Genomic DNA, 20,372 nt, shown 5'->3' with positions numbered 1-20,372 from the left:
AACCGGACGTCCGGACGGCACTGTTCACGTATGCCGCACACGCCTACGCTTGATCGCCATGGCACGCACACCGGGCGGTAACGGCAGAACACGCATCCATGTGGTCAGCGACGTGCACGGCAACGCACGCGACCTGGCCCGAGCGGGTGAGGGCGCCGACGCCCTGCTGTGTCTGGGCGATCTGGTCCTCTTCCTCGACTACGCCGACCACTCCCGCGGCATCTTCCCCGACCTCTTCGGCGCCGGGAACGCCACCCGGCTCGTCGAACTGCGCACCGCCCGCCGCTTCGAGGAGGCGCGCGAACTCGGGGCCCGGCTGTGGGCGGGCGTCGGCGAGGAACGCTCCACCGTGATCGAGAAGGCCGTCCGCAAGCAGTACGCCGAGATGTTCGCCGCCTTCCCGACACCGACGTACACCACCTACGGCAATGTCGATATGCCGATGCTCTGGCCCGAGTACGCGGGGCCGGGGACGACCGTGCTGGACGGCGAACGGGTGGAGATCGGCGGGTGGGTCTTCGGCTTCGTGGGCGGCGGACTGCGCACCCCCATGCGCACGCCGTACGAGATCAGCGACGAGGAGTACGCGGCCAAGATCGAGGCCGTGGGGGAGGTGGACGTGCTCTGCACCCACATCCCGCCGGAGGTCCCCGAGCTGGTGTACGACACGGTGGCGCGCCGCTTCGAGCGGGGGAGCCGGGCGCTGCTGGACGCGATCCGTCGTACCCGGCCCCGGTACTCGCTCTTCGGCCACGTCCACCAGCCGTTGGCGCGGCGGATGCGGATCGGGGCGACCGAGTGTGTGAACGTGGGGCACTTCGCGGGGAGTGGGAAGCCGTGGGCGCTGGAATGGTGAGTCTCCGCAAGCGGTAGCCTTCACGCTGCACATACGTGCGCACCCACCTCCCTCACCGGACAGTCTCTGGAGGAGCCACGGCGATGGCGGAATTCACCAGTTCGAGCATCACGATCGAGGCTGCGGCGGCCGACGTCATGGCAGTGATCGCCGACTTCGCCCGCTACCCGGACTGGACGGGCGAGGTGAAGGAGGCGGAGGTGCTGAAGACCGACGGCCAGGGCCGCGCCGAGCAGGTCCGGCTCGTCATGGACGCGGGCGCGATCAAGGACGACCAGACGCTGGGATACACCTGGACCGGGGCGAACGAGGTGTCCTGGACGCTGGTCAAGTCCCAGATGCTCCGTTCCCTCGACGGGTCCTACATCCTCAAGCCGTCCGGGGACTCCGTGACCGAGGTGACCTACCAGCTCACCGTCGACGTCAAGATCCCCATGCTCGGCATGATCAAGCGCAAGGCGGAGAAGGTCATCATCGACCGCGCCCTGGCGGGCCTGAAGAAGCGGGTGGAGTCGGGGGCGTAGCCTCGCGGCTTCGGGGTGCCCGGCACTGGGTTACCGTTCACCCCCATGCGCACCATCCTGATCACCGGGCAAGGCGGCGGCGGCCGTACGACGGTCGCGGCGGCCACGGCCGTCGAGGCGGCCCGCGAGGGCACACGGGCCCTCGTGCTGAGCGCGGACCGCACCGACAGCCTGGGCGCGGTGCTCGGGGTGGCGACCGGCGCGGAACCCGTCCGGGCCGCGCCGAACCTCACCGCCTGGCGCCCCGACGCCGCCGCCGGCTTCCGCCGGGACCTCGTCGCCTTCCAGGAACGCGCCACCTCCGTCCTCGACCTGCTGGGCGCCGGCCGCCTGGACGCCGAGGAACTCACCCCCCTCCCCGGCGCCGAGGAACTCGCCCTCCTGCGGGCCCTGCGCGACGCCGCGCTGTCGGAGGCGTACGACCTGCTCGTCGTCGATCTGCCGCCCTCGCCCCAGGCCCTCGCCCTGCTCGGCCTCCCGGAGGAACTCCGCCGCTATCTGCGCCGCCTCCTCCCGCCCGAACGACAGGCCGCCCGCGCCCTGCGACCGGTCCTCGGACGGCTCGCCGGAGTGCCGATGCCCGCCGAGTGGCTGTACGAGACGGCCGCCCGCTGGGACGTCGAGCTGGCCGCCGTCGCCGCCGTCGTCGAGGACCGGGGGACGAGCGTGCGCCTGGTCGCCGAGCCGGGCCCGGCCGGCGCCGACCACGTACGCCTCGCGAGCGTCGGACTCGCCCTGCGCGCCCTCCCCGTGGACCTGCTGATCGCCAACCGCGTCCTGCCCGAGGGCACCCACGAGACCTGGCTCGCCGGCCTCGTCGCCCAGCAGCGCAAGACGTGGGAGGAGTGGACGGAGGCCCCCGCCGCGGGCCCGGCCCGTCCCGTACGCGGCGTCGCCCACCTCGGCCACGACCCCCGAGGCGTCGACGACCTCACCGCCCTCCGTGTCCCCGGTCCGGGTGACGCGCCCGCCCGCGTCGAGTGGGCCGTCACCGACAATCTCGGGGACGAGGGCGTGCTCGTCTGGCACATCCCGCTGCCCGGCGCGATACGGGACGAGCTGGATCTCGTCCGGCGCGGCGACGAGTTGGTCGTCACGGCGGGCCAGTTCCGCCGTATCGTGCCGCTGCCGTCGGCACTGCGCCGCTGCACCGTCGACGGCGCGGCCCTGCGCGACGGCGCCCTGAGGATCCGTTTCGCGCCGGACCCGCAGTTGTGGCCCCGGACCCGGTGAACCGCATACGCCCGTTCGGGTAACGTCGAAGGTACGAACCGTAGGCAGGAGCCCGCCATGAGCGAAGAGCGCCCCACGTCCGACGCCGCTCGCGAGGACGCGGCCGATCAGGCGCGGACGGCCGACCGGGTGCGCGCCACCGATTCCGACGCCTGGGCGACGGCGTGCGAGGAGGACCTCGCCGCGGAGAAGGCCCGCCGCCGGGCACAGTACGGTCCGCCGCCGGGCTCGGCCGCCGAGGAACTGCGCAAACTGGTCGACACCGTCGCCGACAAGCTGTCCGGCCTCCAGTCGCCGTTGCTCGGCGCCGTCGCCGGGGGCGCGGCCCAGCAGATGGTCCGGCAGGTCGTCCGACAGGCCAAGGACGCCGTCGAACCCGTCATCGAACGCAACCCGGACGTCTTCGACCATCTCGCCGCCGCCGGCGGCGAACTGCTCGCCGCGTACCGCTCCGCCGTCGAGGCCCAGGAGCGCCGCTGGACGAACCGGGACACCACCCACCGGCCGGGACACGACCAGGGCGACGATCCGGGCCCCGGAGAACGCATCGACCTGGACTGAGTCGGGCCCGTCCGCCCGCCGGACGTCGGGAATCCCGGGGCAGGGCCTCGGGTACGGTTGGCCGTAGCGGGGCTCGACCGAAACTGAGGGATTCATGGGACTCACCATCGGCGTCGACATCGGCGGCACCAAGATCGCGGCCGGTGTGGTCGACGAGGAAGGCAACATCCTCTCGACCCACAAGGTGCCGACCCCGGGCACGCCCGACGGGATCGTGGACGCCATCGCCGCCGCCGTCGAGGGCGCGCGAGCCGGGCACGAGATCGTCGGTGTCGGCATCGGCGCTGCCGGTTACGTCAACCGGCAGCGGTCGACGGTCTACTTCGCCCCCAACATCGACTGGCGCAACGAGCCGCTCAAGGAGAAGGTCGAGGCCCGCGTGGGCCTGCCGGTCGTCGTGGAGAACGACGCCAACGCCGCCGCGTGGGGCGAGTACAAGTTCGGCGCGGGCAAGGGCCACCGCAACGTCATCTGCATCACCCTCGGCACCGGCCTCGGCGGCGGCATCATCATCGGCAACGAGCTGCGCCGCGGCCACTTCGGCGTCGCCGCCGAGTTCGGCCACATCCGCATGGTCCCGGACGGACTGCTGTGCGGCTGCGGGTCGCAGGGCTGCTGGGAGCAGTACGCCTCGGGCCGCGCCCTCGTCCGCTACGCCATGCAGCGCGCCAACGCCACCCCGGAGAACGCGGAGCTGCTCCTCGGCCTGGGCGACGGCACCCCCGAGGGCATCGAGGGCAAGCACATCTCCATGGCCGCCCGCCAGGGCGACCCGGTGGCCGTCGACTCCTACCGCGAACTCGCCCGCTGGGCCGGCGCCGGCCTCGCCGACCTCGCCTCCCTCTTCGACCCCTCCGCGTTCATCGTGGGCGGCGGCCTCTCGGACGAGGGCGAACTGGTCCTCGACCCCATCCGCAAGTCCTACAAGCGCTGGCTCGTAGGCGGCAACTGGCGCCCGGTCGCCGAGGTCATCGCCGCCCAACTCGGCAACGAGGCGGGCCTGGTGGGCGCGGCGGACCTGGCGAGAGAACCCGACCCGATCATGTAGACACCGGAAAGCGGCGACCCCGCGCCCTTCAGGGGCGCGGGGATCCGCGCGAACAACCACGACGCACCGGCACTCGCAAACGGACAAATACCCCCGAGCTCTTGGGCGTATCTTGATCCCCATGGCGACCCCGCTCCCCAACTCCCGCACGAACCCCGACGGTTCGGCCACCATCCGCGTCCTCAGCTACAACATCCGCTCCATGCGCGACGACACCGCCGCCCTCGCCCGAGTGATCACCGCCTGCGCCCCCGACCTGGTCCTCGTCCAGGAGGCGCCCCGCTTCTTCCGCTGGCGCAAGAAGCTCGCCCGGCTGGCCGCGGCCTCCGGCCTGGTCACCCTCTCCGGCGGTGCCACCGCCTCCGGCCCCGCGCTGCTGTGCAGCCTCCGCACCACGGTCGAGCGCACCGAGGACGTACTGCTGCCGCTCACCCCCGGCCTGCACCGACGCGGCTTCGCCACGGCCGTGGTCCGCTTCGGCCGCGCCCGCCTCGGCGTCCTGTCCTGCCATCTCTCCCTGCAGAAGGACGAGCGGTACGAGCAGGGCGGCCTGCTTCTCGACCGGCTGGCCGGCCTGGGGGTGCGGCACGTGGTCGCGGGCGGCGACCTCAACGAGCGTCCGAACGGCCGCGCCTTCCGCCGTCTCGCCGGGGAACTCCAGGACTGCTGGGCCACCACCCCCTGGGGTGGCGAGTACAGCTCCACCCCCACCGACCCCCACCAGCGCATCGACGCGATCCTGGCCGGCCCCGGCATCGAGGTCCTCGGCTGCGGCGTCCCCCTCGACCACCCCGGCATCACCGACGAGGACCTGAGGGCGGCCACGGACCACCTCCCGGTCCTGGCCGCGCTCAGGGTCCCGGCCGAGCCGTAGGCCGTGTCCGCGGGGTCCGCCGGTCCGGGCGGCAGCGGCGTACGGCGGGCGGGAACGGCGTACCGCCGGGCGGCAGCGCCGAGGGCCCGCCCGGAACGCTCCCGGGCGGGCCCTCGTACGGCTGCGGTGGTGGGGTCAGACGACCGCGCCGCGGCCCGGATCGTCGTCGTCCTCGTCGTCGTGCTTCATCCGCATCACCAGCGTGGCGAAGCCGCCGAGGAAGCCGCCGATGCCCAGGGTGGTCAGCCACCAGGTCATCTCCCAGCCGAGCAGCACGGCGAGCAGCAGCAGGACCGGGCCGCCGATCACCCCCAGCCAGGCGAACTTGGCGGTCACGTCGGCCTCCGGGAGCGGGGGCGGCTCGGGCGGCACGAAGTGGCCCTCGTCGTCCTCGTCGTCGGTGGCCTCGTCGTCCGTGTCCGGGTCCTCGCCGACCGGATCGGGCACGCTGTAGTCGCGCGGTCCCGCGCCGACGCCGGGGGCGAACGCGACCGAGCTGCCCAGCGGCTTGGGCGCCGCGGGCCCGGCGGCGGCGTCCGGGGACTTGTCCGTGGACTCCTCCGGCTCGGCCTCGATCAGGGCCAGGTCCTCCACCGACTTGAACGGCTTGGCACCCGGCGGGTCCGGCGGCTCCGCACCGAACCCGGCGACGATGGCCCGCCACGCCGCGTCCTCGTCGAACGGCACATGCTGCTCCTCGCCCACATGCTGCTCCTCGCCCGGCGCGTCGCCGGACGAGGCGCCCGCGGGGCTGCCCGAGGAGCCGCCCGGGGAGTCGCCGTGGCGCTCGCCGAGTGGCGCTCCCTTCTCCTCCGGCTCACGCTCGGAGTCGTGCTCAGCCACCAGTGGCCGTCCCTTCCCTCTGCTCCAAGGATCCCGGACCGTTCCGCTCCACGGACCCCGAACCAGACCGCTGTACGGATTCCGCGTCGGACTCCTTCACCCGTGCCGCGTCGGACTCCGTCACGAGCCGGGTGACGAACGCGTGGCTCTCGGCGAAGACGAGGTCCGCGTCGTGGTCCAACGTCGCGACATGATGGCTCTGTTCCAGCAGGATCTCCGTGACGTCCGTCGACGACACCCGGCCGAGGACGCGTTCGGAGTCGACGGGCGGCACCACATGGTCCCGCGGGCTGTGCAGCAGCAGCAACGGCTGGGTGACCTGGGGCAGTTCGCCGTCGACGAGGCGCAGGAAGTTACGCAGCGAGTGCGCCGCGTGCAGCGGCACATGGCCGTACCCGACCTCCTCGACGCCCTCCTTGGCTATGTCGCTGGTGATCCCCTTGGTGGTGGGGACGAAGTGCCGGAGCAGGGGGAGGGCGTGCGCGGCCGGGCCGTGCACCTTGTTGGCCGGGTTGACGACCATCACGCCGGCGACCGCGTCCCCGTGCTTCGCGGCCAGCCGCAGCGCCAGCGCGCCGCCCATGGACAGCCCCGCGACGAAGACGTGCGCACAGCGCTCGCGCAGGACCCGCAGCTCGCGGTCCACCTCCGCGTACCAGTCCTGCCAGCCTGTCAGGCGCATGTCCTCCCAGCGGGTGCCGTGTCCCGGCAGCAGGGGCAGCGCGACGGTCAGCCCCCGCGCGGCGAGATACTCCGCCCAGGGGCGCAGCGACTGCGGGGACCCGGTGAATCCGTGGCAGAGGAGGACTCCGACCTCCCCGCCCTCGTGGTGGTACGGCTCGGCTCCAGGAAGGACCGGCACGGTTCGGTCTCCTGTTCATGAGAAGGGTGTGAATGAGTCCGGATGTGGTTCACCGTACGCGACCGCACTGACACCGACCAGGGGCTTCGCGCGGTGGAGCCCGACACCGGCCGGGGGCGTAGGACTCTTCCTCCGGCGTCCGGGTTAAGGTCTGATCCACGGAACACAGAGAGGCACTCGGTTGTTGTACGGCGCGATGAAGGTCGCTATCGGGGGACCGCTCAAGGTCACCTTCAGGCCTTGGGTGGAAGGCATGGAGAACATTCCGGCCGAGGGCGCCGCGATCCTCGCGAGCAACCACCTCTCCTTCTCGGACTCGTTCTTCCTCCCCGCGGTCCTCGACCGCAAGGTCACCTTCATCGCGAAGGCCGAGTACTTCACCACCCCCGGCGTCAAGGGCAAGCTCACGGCCGCCTTCTTCAAGGGCGTCGGCCAGCTCCCGGTGGACCGCTCCGGCGCGCGCGGCGCGGGCGAGGCCGCGATCAGGAGCGGGATACAGGTCATCGAGAGCGGTGAGCTGTTCGGCATCTACCCCGAGGGCACCCGCTCGCCCGACGGCCGCCTCTACCGGGGCAAACCCGGCGGCCTCGCGCGCGTGGCCCTCGCCACCGGCGCGCCCGTGATCCCCGTCGCCATGATCGACACGGAGAAGATCCAGCCCCCCGGCAAGGTCCTGCCGAAGGTGATGCGCCCCGGCATCCGCGTCGGCAAGCCCCTCGACTTCAGCCGCTACCAGGGCATGGAGCACGACCGCTTCGTCCTGCGGGCACTGACCGACGAGGTCATGTACGAGATCATGAAGCTCTCCGGCCAGGAGTACGTCGACATCTACGCGACCGCCGCCAAACGGCAGATCGCGGACGCGGCCAAGGCCGAGAAGGAGGCCGACAAGGCCGCCAGGGCCGCCCTCGCCAAGGCGGAGAAGGACCGGGCGGCCTCGTAAGGACCGGCCGGCTTCGTAACGGCCGGGTTCCCGGGTACGGTCGCGTTCCCGGACACGACCGTCGTGGCCGGGGTGGGGTGGGGGCATGCCGAAGCGCGAACGGGTCATGACGATGTCGGTCGAGCAGCCGCTGTGGCGTGCGCTCACCGGCTACCGGGTCCTGACGACGATCTACGCGGTCGGACTCTTCGCCAGTGCCTACGACAAGTTCCAGCGCCCCTGGGTGGCCGTCGCCTACTTCGCGGTGCTGGCAGGCTGGACGCTGGCGACCCTGCCCAAGGTCGCGGGCGCGGCCAGCTGCACCAAGCGGTTCCTCGCGGCCGACCTCACCATCGCGATCGTCGGCATCCTGCTCACCCGCCTCGCCGACTCGACCGCGCGGGTCGAGGCCGGAGGCCCCACGCTGCCGTCGATATGGACCGCCGGCGCCGTGCTGGCCTTCGCCATCAAGGGCGGCTGGCGCTGGGCCGCCTTCGCCTCCACGCTCGTCGCCGTCGCCAACCTGATCCACCGGGGCGCCCCCACCCGCGACACCATCCACAACGTGCTGCTGGTCTGGGTCGCCTCCATCGCCATCGGCTACGTCGTCGAGGTCGCCCGCGCCTCCGAGCGCACCCTCGCCCGCGCTCTGGAGATCGAGGCCGCCACCCGGGAACGGGAACGCCTCGCCCGGGACATCCACGACAGCGTCCTCCAGGTCCTCGCCATGGTCCAGCGGCGCGGCACCGCCCTCGGCGGCGAGTCCGCGGAGCTGGGCCGGATGGCGGGCGAGCAGGAGGTCGCCCTGCGCACCCTGGTCTCCGGCGGCCTGGTCCCCGTCTCCCGGGTCTCGGAGGACGCGACGCGGGGAGCGCTCGTACGGGCGGTGGACGAACCGGACGCGCCGGGCGACGCCTCGGACCCGGTGGATCTGCGCGCCCTCCTCGCCCCGTACGCCGGTGCGACGGTCACCTTCTCCGAGCCCGGCGGCCCGGTGCCGCTCGCCCCGGGGGCCGCGCGGGAGCTGGCGGCGGCCGTCGGCGCGGCCCTGGACAATGTGCGCGCGCACGCGGGCGCCGGGGCGCGGGCCTGGATCCTGGTCGAGGACTGGCCGGACGAGATCATCGTGACGGTACGGGACGACGGCCCCGGCATCCCCGAGGGCCGGCTCGCCCAGGCGGAGGGCGAGGGCCGGCTCGGGGTGGCCCTGTCCATCCGGGGACGGCTGCGTGACATCGGCGGCACGGCCGAACTGATCTCGGTGCCCGGACAGGGCACGGAAGTGGAACTGAAGGTGCCCAGGGCCGCGGAAGGGCCCAAGGGCGTACGGGGGAAGGCGGAGAAGCGATGACGGAGAGTGTGGAGCAGGGGGAGAACGTGCGCGGTGGCGGGCCGGGGGACGGGGCGGGACCGTCCGGCGGGCGCGGACCGATCAGGGTCATGGTGGTCGACGACCACCCCATGTGGCGCGACGCCGTCGCCCGCGACCTGGCCGAGTCCGGCTTCGACGTGGTCGCCACGGCGGGCGACGGCGAGCAGGCGGTCCGGCGCGCCCACGCCGCCGCCCCGGACGTCCTCGTCCTGGACCTCAACCTGCCGGCCAAGCCGGGTGTGCGGGTCTGCAAGGAACTGGTCGGCGCCAACCCGGCGTTGCGGGTGCTGGTCCTCTCCGCGAGCGGGGAGCACGCGGATGTCCTGGAGGCGGTGAAGTCGGGCGCTACGGGCTATCTGCTGAAGTCGGCCTCGACGGAGGAGCTGATCGACGCGGTCCGCCGCACGGCCGTGGGCGACCCCGTCTTCACCCCCGGCCTCGCGGGCCTGGTCCTCGGGGAGTACCGCCGCCTCGCCTCCGAACCGGCCCCCGCGCCGGGCGCCGACGAGCCCAAGGCCCCGCAACTCACCGACCGCGAGACCGAGGTGCTCCGGCTGGTCGCCAAGGGCCTGAGCTACAAGCAGATCGCCGAACGCCTCGTCATCTCCCACCGCACGGTCCAGAACCACGTCCAGAACACCCTCGGCAAGCTCCAGCTCCACAACCGGGTGGAGTTGGTCCGCTATGCCATAGAGCGCGGTCTCGACGACGAGTAAACGCGACGAATCACCCCATAGAGTGAGGGTGATTTGATCATCTCCGATCAACTCACCCTCAATCGGCCGCAATTCGCTGGAACGCGCCGGAATTGACTTCCCGTTCATGCCGAAGTGACCTGGATCACTATTAGCGTGGCCCTCGTCAGCCAACCGCGGCGAAGGGACATTTCCATGCGCGTCGGAGTACTCACCGGAGGCGGCGACTGCCCCGGGCTCAACGCCGTCATCCGGGGCGTCGTCCGCAAGGGCGTCCAGGAGTACGGCTATGAGTTCGTCGGCTTCCGGGACGGCTGGCGGGGTCCGCTGGAGAACGACACCGTCCGCCTCGACATCCCCGCCGTGCGCGGCATCCTGCCCCGCGGCGGCACGATCCTCGGCTCCTCGCGCACCAACCCGCTCAAGCAGGAGAACGGCATCCGCCGGATCAAGGACAACCTGGCCAAGCAGGAGGTCGAGGCGCTCATCGCCATCGGCGGCGAGGACACGCTCGGGGTGGCCGCGCGGCTCTCGGACGAGTACGGCGTGCCGTGCGTGGGCGTCCCGAAGACGATCGACAACGACCTCTCGGCCACGGACTACACCTTCGGCTTCGACACGGCGGTCGGCATCGCCACGGAGGCCATCGACCGCCTCCACACCACCGCCGAGTCGCACATGCGCGTCCTGGTCGTGGAGGTGATGGGCCGGCACGCCGGCTGGATCGCCATCCACTCCGGGCTCGCCGGCGGCGCCAACGTCATCCTGATCCCCGAGCAGCGCTTCGACGTCGACAAGGTGTGCGCCTGGGTGACGTCCCGCTTCAAGGCCTCGTACGCGCCGATCGTGGTCGTCGCGGAGGGGGCCATGCCGAAGGACGGCGAGATGGTCCTCAAGGACGGCTCGCTCGACTCCTTCGGCCACGTCCGCCTCTCCGGCGTCGGCGAATGGCTCTCCAAGGAGATCGAGCGCCGCACGGGCAAGGAGGCCCGCACGACGGTCCTCGGCCACGTCCAGCGCGGCGGCACCCCCTCGGCCTTCGACCGCTGGCTCGCCACGCGCTTCGGCCTCCACGCCATCGACGCGGTCCGCGACCGTGACTTCGGCAAGATGGTCGCCCTCCGCGGCACGGACATCGTCCGCGTCCCGATCGCCGACGCGACGGCCCGCCTGAAGACGGTGGATCCGAAGCTGTACGAGGAGGTCGGCGTCTTCTTCGGCTGAGGGCGCCTAGTGGCTCGGGGGTTCGGGTGCGTTGGCGGGTGCGGGTCCGGTGGGGCTTCTCGCGCGGTTCCCCGCGCCCCCAAAGATGAAAAGCACGGGGCGCAGCCCCTGTTTTTCAGGGGCGCGGGGACCGCGCGACCAGCCCCACCGGACCCGCACCCGAACCCACGGCCTAAATCGCCCGCAGCGACCCGACCCCCGCCACCAACTCCCGCACCACACTCACCCCGTCCAACGTCAACACCGACTCCGGATGGAACTGCACCCCCGCGAACCCAGGCCCCCTCAACGCGTGCACCTCCCCGTTCCCCCCACGGCTGACCTCCACCCCGTGCGCCGCCAACTCCACCGCCGTCTCGTCGTCGCAGTGGGCCACGAAGCTGTTGTAGAAACCGACGGTCTCGGAACGCCCGAAGAGATCGATCGCGGTCTGCGCCCCCTGATAGGGCACCTCCTTCCGCACGATCTCCAACCCCAGCTCCAGCGCGATCAGTTCATGCCCCAGGCACACCCCGAGCACCCCGTGCCGATGCCCCCGCAACACCTCGGCGGTCAGCGCCCGCAGGCCCCGCATCTTCGCGTCGCCGAGATCACCGGGATCCCCGGGACCGGGCCCCAGCACCACCACCCCCTCGTGCGCGAGCACCCCCTCCCGCAGCCCCGGCTCGTCGTACCGCCGTACGGTCACGTCCAGCCCCGACGACCTGAGCAGATGCGCCAGCATCGCGGTGAACGTGTCCTCGGCGTCCACCACGAGCGCGTGCCCGGTCAGCTCCGCCGTCCGCTCCCGCATCCGCAGCCAGAACGGCGCCAGCGCCCCCCGCCGCCCGTCCAGCGCGGCCCGCACCCGGGGATCGTCCGCCAGAACCGGCCGCACCCGCTCCGGGCCGGGCCGCCCCGGCCGTACTCCCAGCGCCGCGAGCACCCCCGCCGCCTTCGCGTGCGTCTCGGCGACCTCGCCCGCCGGGTCCGACCCCCGGACGAGCGTGGCCCCGACCGGCACCTTCAGCCGCCCGTCCACCGAGATGTCGGCCGTACGGATCAGGATCGGCGAGTCCAGCGTCTGCGCACCGCCCGAGTCACGTCCCACCAGCGCCAACGCGCCCGCGTAGTAGCCGCGCCCACCCACCTCGTGCCGCTCGATCACCCGGCACGCGTTCTGCACCGGCGACCCGGTGACCGTGGCGGCGAACATCGTCTCCTTCAGCACCTCCCGCACATCCAGCGAGGACCGCCCGCGCAGCTCGTACTCGGTGTGCGCGAGGTGCGCCATCTCCTTGAGCCGGGGCCCGACCACCACCCCGCCCATGTCGCCGACCGTGCACATCATCTTGAGTTCCTCGTCGACGACCATCGAGAGCTCCTCGATCTCCTTGCCGTCGGAGAGGAAGGCGAGCAGGTCCTCCGGTGTCGGCCCGTCGGCCGGATAGCGGTACGTGCCGCTGATCGGGTTCATCACGACCGTCCCGCCGGACATCCGCACATGCACCTCGGGGCTCGCGCCGACGAGCGTGCGCTCCCCGGTGTGCACGACGAACGTCCAGTACGCGCCCCGCTCGCCCTCCAGCAGCCGCCGGAACAGCGCGAGCGCGTCGGCGCGGCCGAAGCCGGGGATCGTGCCCTCGTACGTCCGCCGGATCACGAAGTTGGCGCCCTCGCCGCGCCCGATCTCCTCGTGGAGCACCCGGCCGACGATCTCCGCGTACGCCTCGTCGTCCACGTCGAAGCCTCCGCCCTCGACCCGGACGTCATGCGTGGGCAGCTCCGCGAGGGCCCGGTCCAGCGGCAGCGCGTACGACTCCTCCGGTACCAGCACAGACAGGGGTGTGCCGTCGTCGCGGACGTCGAAGCCGCGTTCGCGGATCTGCCGGAAGGGGATGAGCGCCAGCCCCTCGTCGGGGATGTCGGCGAGCCGCTCGTGGGCGGTCATCGGGCCGATCAGCAGCTCGACCGTGTCGTGGTCGTGCGCGCCGGGCGTGCGGCGGCGCAGCAGCGCGAACGGGCGGTCGTCGGACAGGAGCCGGGTCAGGTCCATGGGTTCCTCTTCCCTGAGGGACCACCGTCGTCGCGGTGATCCCGATCGTGATCGTCATCGGGGAGGAGCGGCCGGGCCCGGGAAACACCGAAGGCCGCCCCTCGGGCGGCCTTCGCGAAGTCTTGCGTACGCGCAGTCAGTGGGCCGCCGGATGAGCGGTCCACCACCAGTTCTGGATCGTGTTCTGGATCGAGTGCGCGAACATGCGCCGCACCCTACCGGACGTTCCGGCCGAACTCACGTGATCCCCACCGGGCGGTCAACTTGATCCCCGCCGGGCGGTCAATTTGTGATCACCGCTTGTTCTGTTCTTTGACATGTTCTAGTCGATTTGTGATCACGGAAGGGCGAGTGCGTCACCCAAACGGAGCATGAGGCCCCTGGCCTTCGTCACGGCGACGGCCGCCCTGCTCGCCGGTCCCACCGGGCAGCCCGCGGCGGCGGCCGAGCCGGTGGTGACGAAGCTGGCGCTGAGCGGCGACAGGTTCAGGATGACCGACACGCGCACCGTGTCGGAGGCCACCACCCTCGACGGCAAGCCGGCGGACGCCGACCTCGCGGACGTCGTCACGACCGACTTCACGACGGACTCCTCCGGGGCGAGCGCCCCCTGGACGAACCTGCGCACCATGGGCGCGTGCGCCGGCGACGACACCACCCCGCGCTGGTGGCCGCAGGGCATGAGCGGCACCGGCACCGCCGACGGGGCCGACGGCGCCATCCAGGACAAGCGCGTCACGGCGGTCGCCTGGCACTACGAGACGTTCAAGACGAACGCGGCCGGCGACTACGAGGCCAACGACAAGTGCCGGACGAACAACCTGCTCAAGCTCACCCTCGTCGACCGTGACACCAAGAAGTGTGGAGACCTTGTCGGACCACCTTCGGGTGGCAGGGGCCGATGAAGCGGGAACCCGAGGGAGCACCGCGCAGCGGTGCTGACCGGAATCGCCTACATTCACGCGGGCGAGGATGTCAATCCTGGCTCTCCCTCGACAAGATCGGCGACCAGCGCCTCGACCTGTCCCGGACTGCTGAACTTCGCCTTCCACAAGGGCTGCGCCCTCCAGCCCGCCGTGTTCTCGCACACCTGGGTCGGCGACACCCGGGCCACCACGGCCCGCGACCGCGCGGTCGGCACCACGGTGTACGCCAACGGCAACTGTGCGGTGGGCACCCCCCAGGCCCTCAGCTACTGGCCCAGGCTCGGCACCGAACAGGTCGGGGAGCTGTGGGGGCTGACGGAGCACATCCGCGCCGGGACGACCCCGCGCACGGTGTTCGCGGTCGGCTTCGACGACAGCGCGGTCATGAACCTGCACTGACGCCCGACGGATCCCGCTCCAGTCGAGCGGGGTTCGTCTCACTTGATGAGCAGTGGGATGGACGCCCGACACGACCCCGTAATGTGGAGGTCGTGACCGTGAACGCTAAGTCCAGCGCGAGCGCTGGCAACACCTGGCGAGACCTGCCCGCGGCGCAGCAGCCCGAGTACCCCGACACCGAGGCTCTGCGCGCAGTCGTTGCGGAGCTAGAGTCGTATCCGCCGCTCGTCTTCGCGGGCGAGTGCGACCAGCTGCGCGCCCGGATGGCGTCCGTCGCCAAGGGAGAGGCGTTCCTCCTCCAGGGCGGCGACTGCGCCGAGGCCTTCGACGCCGTGTCGGCCGACCACATCCGCAACAAGCTGAAGACGCTGCTCCAGATGGGCGCGGTCCTCACGTACGCGGCCTCCGTGCCGGTCGTGAAGGTCGGCCGGATCGCCGGGCAGTACTCCAAGCCCCGCTCCAAGGGCACCGAGACCCGCGACGGCGTGACCCTGCCGACGTACCGCGGCGACTCGGTCAACGGCTTCGACTTCAACGAGGCCGCCCGCATCCCGGACCCCGAGCGCCTGAAGCGGATGTACAACGCGTCCGCGTCCACGCTCAACCTGGTCCGCGCCTTCACCACCGGCGGGTACGCCGACCTGCGCCAGGTGCACGCCTGGAACCAGGACTTCGTGAAGTCGTCCCCGTCCGGCCAGCGCTACGAGCAGCTCGCCCGCGAGATCGACCAGGCGCTGAACTTCATGCACGCCTGCGGGGCCGACCCGGAGGAGTTCCGCACCGTCGAGTTCTTCTCCTCGCACGAGGCGCTGCTGCTCGACTACGAGTCGGCGCTGACCCGCGTGGACTCGCGCACGGGCCATCTGTACGACGTGTCCGCGCACATGGTGTGGATCGGTGAGCGCACCCGGCAGCTGGACCACGCGCACATCGAGTTCGCCTCGCGGATCCGCAACCCGATCGGGATCAAGCTCGGCCCGACGACCACGGCCGAGGACGCGCTGCAGTACATCGAGCGTCTCGACCCGCACCGCGAGCCGGGCCGGCTCACCTTCATCGTGCGCATGGGCGCGGACAAGGTCCGCGACAAGCTGCCCGAGCTGGTCGAGAAGGTCACCGCCTCCGGCGCGACCGTGGCCTGGGTGACCGACCCGATGCACGGCAACACCTTCGAGGCCGCCTCCGGCCACAAGACCCGCCGCTTCGACGACGTGCTCGACGAGGTCAAGGGCTTCTTCGAGGTCCACAAGGGCCTCGGCACCCACCCGGGCGGCATCCACGTGGAGCTGACCGGTGACGATGTCACCGAGTGCGTGGGCGGCGGCGACGAGATCTTCGTCGACGACCTGCACCAGCGCTACGAGACGGCCTGCGACCCCCGGCTCAACCGCAGCCAGTCCCTGGACCTGGCGTTCCTCGTCGCGGAGCTGTACCGGGACTAGTAGCAGATCAAGAGTGGATGTGCCCGTTACCCGGGCATGACGTGGGGCGCGGATCACATACGATCCGCGCCCCACTCCACTTTTGCGGCTCCGGCGTGCCGGGTAAGGTTAGGTTAGCCTCACCGATCATCGGGATGGCGCCACCTATCGATCCCGGCTGGAGGTGAACCGCGTGTACGTCTGCAGTTGCTTCGGTGTCACCGAGCAGCAGGTCAAGAAGCACGCGGCGGACGGCGCCCGCACCCCGCGTCAGATCGCGTCGGCCTGCAAGGCGGGCACCGACTGCGGATCGTGCGTACGCCGGATCCAGGCGATCCTCGGCAGGGGAGCGTGCCCGCGCCGTGAGCCGGCCGATCAGGGTCGGCCCGTTTTCTCCGACTTCGACGAACTCGGCGAACTCGACGAAGCCGCCTAGCCCCCGGGGCCCGTGTACGGGCTCAGCTCTCGGGCTGTTCGATCAGCTGCGCGATGTAGAGCGCCTCGCCGAGCTTCTCCAGCAGTTCCAGCTGGGTGTCGAGGTAGTCGATGTGGTGTTCCTCGTCCTTGAGGATCGACTCGAAGATGTTCGCCGAGGTGATGTCGCCCTTGTTGCGCATCACCTCGATACCGCGCTTGAGACGGTCGATCGCCTCGACCTCGACCTGCCGGTCGGCCTCGAACATCTCCTTGACCGTCTGGCCCACCCGGACGTGGAACAGCCGCTGGTAGTTCGGCAGCCCGTCCAGGAACAGGATCCGGTCGGTGAGGATCTCCGCGTGCTTCATCTCGTCGAACGACTCGTGCCGCGTGTACTTCGCGAGCTTCGTCCAGCCGAAGTTCTCCTGCATCTTCGCGTGCAGGAAGTACTGGTTGATCGCGGTCAGCTCGGCCGTCAGCTGCTCGTTGAGGAATTCGATGACCTCGGGGTCGCCCTGCATCGCAGAGGCTCCTTCCAAGCGGGGGACTGGGAGGTTGCGCCGCGATGATTGCACCGCTGTCGAAGATCGTCCAGTAAGTGCAAGCTTAGTAAGTAAGTGCAGCCTTAGTTTGAAATGTCCGGGTCGGGTGGACCCTGGTCATGTGCACCACTCGGGGTCTGTCAGGATGGAGTCATGGGTCAGCCGGTGGAACGCGAATCAGGAGATCGCGCATCTGAGAACGCGGCATCGTCGCAGCTTCCACCGGGACAGCGGCTCCAGCGCGGCTGGCCGGTCACCCACTACGGGCCCGTCCCCAAGTTCCGTCCGGAGCGCTGGGACTTCCGGGTCTTCGGCGCCACCGCCGACGGCGAGAAGTACTCCTGGGCCCACGAGGAGTTCACCGCCCTGCCGTACGACTCGGTCGTGGCCGATCTGCACTGCGTGACGAAGTTCAGCATGGTCGGCGCGGAATGGGGCGGTATCCCGGCCCGGACGATCCTGGCGACCGCGCCGCCCGCCCCCGAGGTCACCCATGTGATGGTGTGGGCGGAGTACGGCTTCAGCTCCAACCTCCGGCTCGCCGACTTCGCCGACGACCGCACGATCTTCGCCACCCACAAGGACGGCGAACTCCTCACCGCCGAACACGGCTTCCCGCTCCGCCTCGTCGTCCCTCACCTGTACGCCTGGAAGGGCCCCAAGTGGGTCCGAGGCATCGAGTACATGACCGCCGACCGCCGCGGCTTCTGGGAGGAACGCGGCTACCACAACATCGGCGACCCCTGGCAGGAACAGCGCTACTCGTACCAGGAGGAACCGGGGGAGGGGCCCGAGCTCTGATCCCGATGTCGGCAGGAGCGCATGGCCGAGTCGACGACGGTCGGTGCTCTTTCGGGCAAGCGTCCTATTGGGGTGCGTGTGAATCAATTCAATGTGCGAGAACGGTGAGGTTGGCCGGACGGGAATTGTTCGTTCCGGGAAAAGAGCGCCTGCCGTGAATGGTGTTCACGGCAGGCGCTATCCGGTTCCGAGGATTCCGGTTGACTAAATGGACGCGAGAGTGCGGGCGAGGCTTCCCTGCGGGAACTGGAGCTCGCTCGTCTCAAGCAGTCGACGCACGGAGGGGAATTCGTAGGAGCGATATCCCGTCACCACGGTTTTGCTCCTGCGCAGCTGGGTCAGCGCGGCCTCGACCGAGCCGATGCTGAGGCAGAGCGCGTCCGCGAGGTCGGTCTGTGTCGGCCCCTCGACCATGAAGTCGTACTCCTTGCCCGGCACCGCGCAGTGCATGAGCAGGTGTCCCAGCAGCCCACACAGCCGTTGTTCGGGTTTCAGGCCGTGCCGGTTGTAGATGCGCTCGGCTGCCTCCATGCGGTCCACGACGGAGCTGCCGATCGCCTTCATCAGGCCGGAGTTGGTTTCGGCCAGGGCCCGCATCCTGTCCAACGGGACAGCGAGTGTCCACGTCTTGGTGATGCACTTCGCCATCGGCGGGGGCACATGGTCGTCGAAGACCTCGACGGATCCGACCATGGCCCCTGCCCCGAGGAAGCGCACCGTGGACGACTGGCCCATCTGGGTCCGCTCCAGCACGCAGCCGGTCAGCACGATGTGCACCGAGGTGCCTATGTTCGGCCCCCGCAGCTCGTGCCCTCGCGAGTAGGTCCGCGAGCCGGCCGAACCGCTCGTCTCCTCAAGGAAGTTGAGACGGGTCTCCTTGGGGAGCTTGCGCAGGAAGGGGTTGCGCTCGAAGACGGTGCCCAGGCGGCTGGGCGTCTCCTCCCGGTCGATCCGGCCGGTCGTGATGTCCACGTTGTAGAAGGACGATCCGATCTGAATGGGCTCGTCCTTCTTCCAGAAGGTCATTGCGCGCCTGCCTCTCCCGTGGCGCCGGACTGCGGGCTTGGCTGCTCGACGGCCGGCGGGGAGGTGGCCGGAGCCTGCGTGTCGAGGGCGCGAAGGATCGGTGGGAAGGCGATCACCAGGCCGGCGAACGCGGTGATCACCACCCCGATGCGCGCCGGTGTCGACGACAGGACTTTGACTGTGAAGGCGACCGTCGCCGACATGATCAGAAAGATCACGACGGCGGCGATCAGGAACGCTGACATTCGTTGCTACTCCATTTACGATGCGTGGCCGGTCCAGGTGAGGGAAGACGCGATCCGGATTGGTGGTCCGAAGAAAATTCGCGGTCTTCCGGTAGCCAAAGACGATATCTCACCTGTCGGACTGCCCGAGATCTCGTATGTCGACAAAACGGCAGGATTGTCGACCGGGGCAACGGGGCGCCTGAAAATCCCCAAACGGAAGGGGTTCTACGCTTACTCTTCGGTAACTCCTCACTTTTAGGGAATGACCTTGAGGCGGAGCCGGTTACATTGACCGTGCTGACGTTGAGCCTGGCCGGTCCAACAGCAGCTGTCGGGCCGTGGCTCCGGGGGGTGGTACCCCAGGGGCCGCCCCGGCACCGCCCGGACCGTGGGTGTCGCGGGGTAGCCCATCGCGTCCGCCCGGTCACGCAGTGCGGTGATGTCCCTGTCAAAAGGGGTGGTCTGCCGCTTTCCCTATTTATGGGGTGAGTGTGACCCGCTCGCGCTGGACACTCCCGGTTGTGCGCCCCCCGGGGTGGTGACGGCAGTGGAATCCTTGGCCACTGCACGTTCAGGAGACAAGCGTCACACCGGTGGACTGCCGTTTCCTGTACGGCCCCTGACTGCCCGTAGCCCCTTCAGCCGCTCCACGTCCGCCGCGTGGCCCTCCTTGCCGCCCGGGGTTTCGATGATCAGCGGGACGCCCTCCGTCGCGGGGTGGGTCATCAGGGCGCGGAACGGGGCCTCGCCGATGTGACCGGAGCCGATGTTCTCGTGGCGGTCCTTGTGGGCGCCGACGACGTCCTTGGAGTCGTTGGCGTGGATCAGCTTCAGCCGGCCCTCGCCGACGGTGTCCACCAGCAGGTCGAGGGTCCGGTGCATACCGTCCGGGCCCGTCAGATCGTGCCCGGCCGCGAAGATGTGGCAGGTGTCCAGACAGACGCCCAGCTTGGGATGGGCCTCCAGCGCCTCGAAGTACGGCCCGAAGTCCCAGGTGCGTGAGCACAGCGAGGAACCCTGGCCCGCTGTCGACTCCAGCAGCAGGAACGGGTCGTCGTCATGGGTCAACTCGTCCAGCAGCGGCAGCAGATGCTCCCGTACCTGCTTCAGCGCCACCGACCGGTCCCGCCCGCCGGTCGCGCTCCCCGTGTGCACGACCACCCCGAGCGCGCCGATCTCCCGCCCCCGGCGCAGCGAGTGCCGCATCGACTCCACGGACCGCTCCGCCGTCGCCTCGGTGTGCGACCCGAAGTTGATCAGGTACGGCGCGTGCACATACGCGGGGATCGACTCCTCGGCGCACGCCGCCCGGAACTCCTCGTCCTGCCGGGGATTGCCGACCGGAGTGGCCCAGCCGCGCGGATTGGCGACGAAGACCTGAACCGTCTCGGCCCCGAGTTCACGGGCGTACGTCAGCCCTACGGAGTTCAGCCCCCCGGCGACGGGGACATGCCCGCCGACGGGGTTGCGGGACGGGCCGGAAGGGGTGGGGGCGGGGGACTGCGGAGTGCTCACCGCACCAGGGTGTCATGCGGCGGGTGTCGTGGGGCCGACGGTGCCCGGC

The 20,372-nt window shown here is 70.5% G+C and carries 23 protein-coding genes; 15 read left to right on the top strand and 8 right to left on the bottom strand.

From position 1 onward, the window contains the following. Positions 1-58: 58 nt before the first annotated feature. The 6 genes from F9278_RS10975 (at position 59) to F9278_RS10950 (ending at position 5,096) form a co-directional block, all read left to right on the top strand. Positions 59-856 carry a metallophosphoesterase family protein gene (locus F9278_RS10975; protein WP_152168155.1) on the top strand — a complete coding sequence of 266 codons (798 nt, stop codon included), beginning with the start codon at positions 59-61 and terminating at the stop codon, positions 854-856. Positions 857-939: 83 nt separating this feature from the next. After that, a complete protein-coding gene (locus F9278_RS10970) occupies positions 940-1,380 on the top strand; it encodes an SRPBCC family protein (protein WP_152168154.1) in 441 nt (146 codons plus the stop codon). A gap of 45 nt (positions 1,381-1,425) precedes the next feature. Further along, the gene (locus F9278_RS10965) at positions 1,426-2,613 is read left to right on the top strand and encodes an ArsA family ATPase (RefSeq protein WP_152168153.1); all 1,188 of its coding nucleotides are present in this window, start codon (positions 1,426-1,428) and stop codon (positions 2,611-2,613) included. 57 nt (positions 2,614-2,670) lie between these two features. Continuing rightward, positions 2,671-3,174, top strand: coding sequence for a DUF5304 domain-containing protein (locus F9278_RS10960; protein ID WP_152168152.1), 504 nt, complete (start codon positions 2,671-2,673; stop codon positions 3,172-3,174). A 94-nt stretch (positions 3,175-3,268) separates the two neighbouring features. Then, positions 3,269-4,222, top strand: coding sequence for an ROK family glucokinase (locus F9278_RS10955; protein WP_152168151.1), 954 nt, complete (start codon positions 3,269-3,271; stop codon positions 4,220-4,222). Positions 4,223-4,343: 121 nt separating this feature from the next. Continuing rightward, positions 4,344-5,096 (top strand): endonuclease/exonuclease/phosphatase family protein, encoded by a 753-nt coding sequence (locus F9278_RS10950; protein ID WP_152168150.1) that lies wholly within the window; start codon positions 4,344-4,346, stop codon positions 5,094-5,096. A 135-nt stretch (positions 5,097-5,231) separates the two neighbouring features. On the opposite strand, the gene F9278_RS10945 is transcribed toward F9278_RS10950, so the two are convergent. Next, a complete protein-coding gene (locus F9278_RS10945) occupies positions 5,232-5,939 on the bottom strand; it encodes a hypothetical protein (protein WP_152168149.1) in 708 nt (235 codons plus the stop codon). Continuing rightward, positions 5,932-6,801, bottom strand: a complete 870-nt coding sequence (locus F9278_RS10940) for an alpha/beta hydrolase (RefSeq protein ID WP_152168148.1) — start codon at positions 6,799-6,801, stop codon at positions 5,932-5,934. Before F9278_RS10940 ends, F9278_RS10945 begins: the two co-directional genes overlap by 8 nt. Before the next feature lie 196 nt (positions 6,802-6,997). Here F9278_RS10940 and F9278_RS10935 point away from each other — a divergent pair, with 196 nt between their 5' ends. The 4 genes from F9278_RS10935 to F9278_RS10920 all read left to right on the top strand — a co-directional run bounded on the left by F9278_RS10935 (position 6,998) and on the right by F9278_RS10920 (position 11,014). Beyond that, entirely contained in the window at positions 6,998-7,744 is a 747-nt protein-coding gene (locus F9278_RS10935; RefSeq protein WP_152168147.1) for a lysophospholipid acyltransferase family protein, read from the top strand. Between the two features lie 85 nt (positions 7,745-7,829). Beyond that, positions 7,830-9,074: a MacS family sensor histidine kinase gene (macS, locus tag F9278_RS10930; RefSeq protein ID WP_193241433.1), complete on the top strand. Its 1,245-nt coding sequence runs from the start codon at positions 7,830-7,832 to the stop codon at positions 9,072-9,074. Positions 9,075-9,163: 89 nt separating this feature from the next. Continuing rightward, positions 9,164-9,811, top strand: a complete 648-nt coding sequence (locus F9278_RS10925) for a response regulator (protein ID WP_152173790.1) — start codon at positions 9,164-9,166, stop codon at positions 9,809-9,811. Between the two features lie 174 nt (positions 9,812-9,985). Then, positions 9,986-11,014: a 6-phosphofructokinase gene (locus F9278_RS10920; RefSeq protein WP_152168146.1), complete on the top strand. Its 1,029-nt coding sequence runs from the start codon at positions 9,986-9,988 to the stop codon at positions 11,012-11,014. 172 nt (positions 11,015-11,186) lie between these two features. Here the strand turns inward: F9278_RS10920 and F9278_RS10915 are convergent, their stop codons facing one another. Beyond that, complete coding sequence (locus tag F9278_RS10915; RefSeq protein WP_152168145.1) at positions 11,187-13,049, bottom strand: anthranilate synthase family protein; 1,863 nt, start codon at positions 13,047-13,049, stop codon at positions 11,187-11,189. A gap of 136 nt (positions 13,050-13,185) precedes the next feature. Beyond that, positions 13,186-13,254 (bottom strand): trp operon leader peptide, encoded by a 69-nt coding sequence (locus F9278_RS48680; protein ID WP_226967272.1) that lies wholly within the window; start codon positions 13,252-13,254, stop codon positions 13,186-13,188. 166 nt (positions 13,255-13,420) lie between these two features. Between F9278_RS48680 and F9278_RS10905 the strand changes: the two genes are divergently transcribed. The 4 genes from F9278_RS10905 (at position 13,421) to F9278_RS10890 (ending at position 16,231) form a co-directional block, all read left to right on the top strand. After that, positions 13,421-13,954, top strand: coding sequence for a hypothetical protein (locus F9278_RS10905; RefSeq protein WP_193241432.1), 534 nt, complete (start codon positions 13,421-13,423; stop codon positions 13,952-13,954). Positions 13,955-13,984: 30 nt separating this feature from the next. Continuing rightward, the gene (locus tag F9278_RS10900) at positions 13,985-14,374 is read left to right on the top strand and encodes a hypothetical protein (RefSeq protein ID WP_226966691.1); all 390 of its coding nucleotides are present in this window, start codon (positions 13,985-13,987) and stop codon (positions 14,372-14,374) included. Positions 14,375-14,466: 92 nt separating this feature from the next. Further along, a complete protein-coding gene (locus tag F9278_RS10895) occupies positions 14,467-15,816 on the top strand; it encodes a class II 3-deoxy-7-phosphoheptulonate synthase (protein ID WP_152168143.1) in 1,350 nt (449 codons plus the stop codon). Between the two features lie 163 nt (positions 15,817-15,979). After that, positions 15,980-16,231 (top strand): (2Fe-2S)-binding protein, encoded by a 252-nt coding sequence (locus tag F9278_RS10890; protein ID WP_152168142.1) that lies wholly within the window; start codon positions 15,980-15,982, stop codon positions 16,229-16,231. Between the two features lie 22 nt (positions 16,232-16,253). Here F9278_RS10890 and bfr read toward each other — a convergent pair whose 3' ends face one another. After that, on the bottom strand, positions 16,254-16,733 hold the full coding sequence (bfr, locus tag F9278_RS10885; RefSeq protein ID WP_152168141.1) for a bacterioferritin: 480 nt from the start codon (positions 16,731-16,733) through the stop codon (positions 16,254-16,256). 174 nt (positions 16,734-16,907) lie between these two features. Here bfr and F9278_RS10880 point away from each other — a divergent pair, with 174 nt between their 5' ends. Next, the gene (locus F9278_RS10880; protein WP_152168140.1) at positions 16,908-17,555 is read left to right on the top strand and encodes a sulfite oxidase-like oxidoreductase; all 648 of its coding nucleotides are present in this window, start codon (positions 16,908-16,910) and stop codon (positions 17,553-17,555) included. Positions 17,556-17,759: 204 nt separating this feature from the next. On the opposite strand, the gene F9278_RS10875 is transcribed toward F9278_RS10880, so the two are convergent. The 3 genes from F9278_RS10875 to F9278_RS10865 all read right to left on the bottom strand — a co-directional run bounded on the left by F9278_RS10875 (position 17,760) and on the right by F9278_RS10865 (position 20,323). Continuing rightward, a complete protein-coding gene (locus tag F9278_RS10875) occupies positions 17,760-18,581 on the bottom strand; it encodes a Crp/Fnr family transcriptional regulator (RefSeq protein WP_152168139.1) in 822 nt (273 codons plus the stop codon). After that, entirely contained in the window at positions 18,578-18,826 is a 249-nt protein-coding gene (locus F9278_RS10870; RefSeq protein ID WP_152168138.1) for a hypothetical protein, read from the bottom strand. Before F9278_RS10870 ends, F9278_RS10875 begins: the two co-directional genes overlap by 4 nt. A gap of 567 nt (positions 18,827-19,393) precedes the next feature. After that, entirely contained in the window at positions 19,394-20,323 is a 930-nt protein-coding gene (locus F9278_RS10865) for a deoxyribonuclease IV (RefSeq protein WP_152168137.1), read from the bottom strand. Positions 20,324-20,372: the final 49 nt, after the last annotated feature.

This window comes from Streptomyces phaeolivaceus, assembly GCF_009184865.1.
GTDB classification, from domain to species: Bacteria; Actinomycetota; Actinomycetes; order Streptomycetales; family Streptomycetaceae; genus Streptomyces; species Streptomyces phaeolivaceus.
The sequence above is the reverse complement of the archived record's forward strand: the minus strand, read 5'-3'. Positions and strand labels throughout refer to the sequence as shown.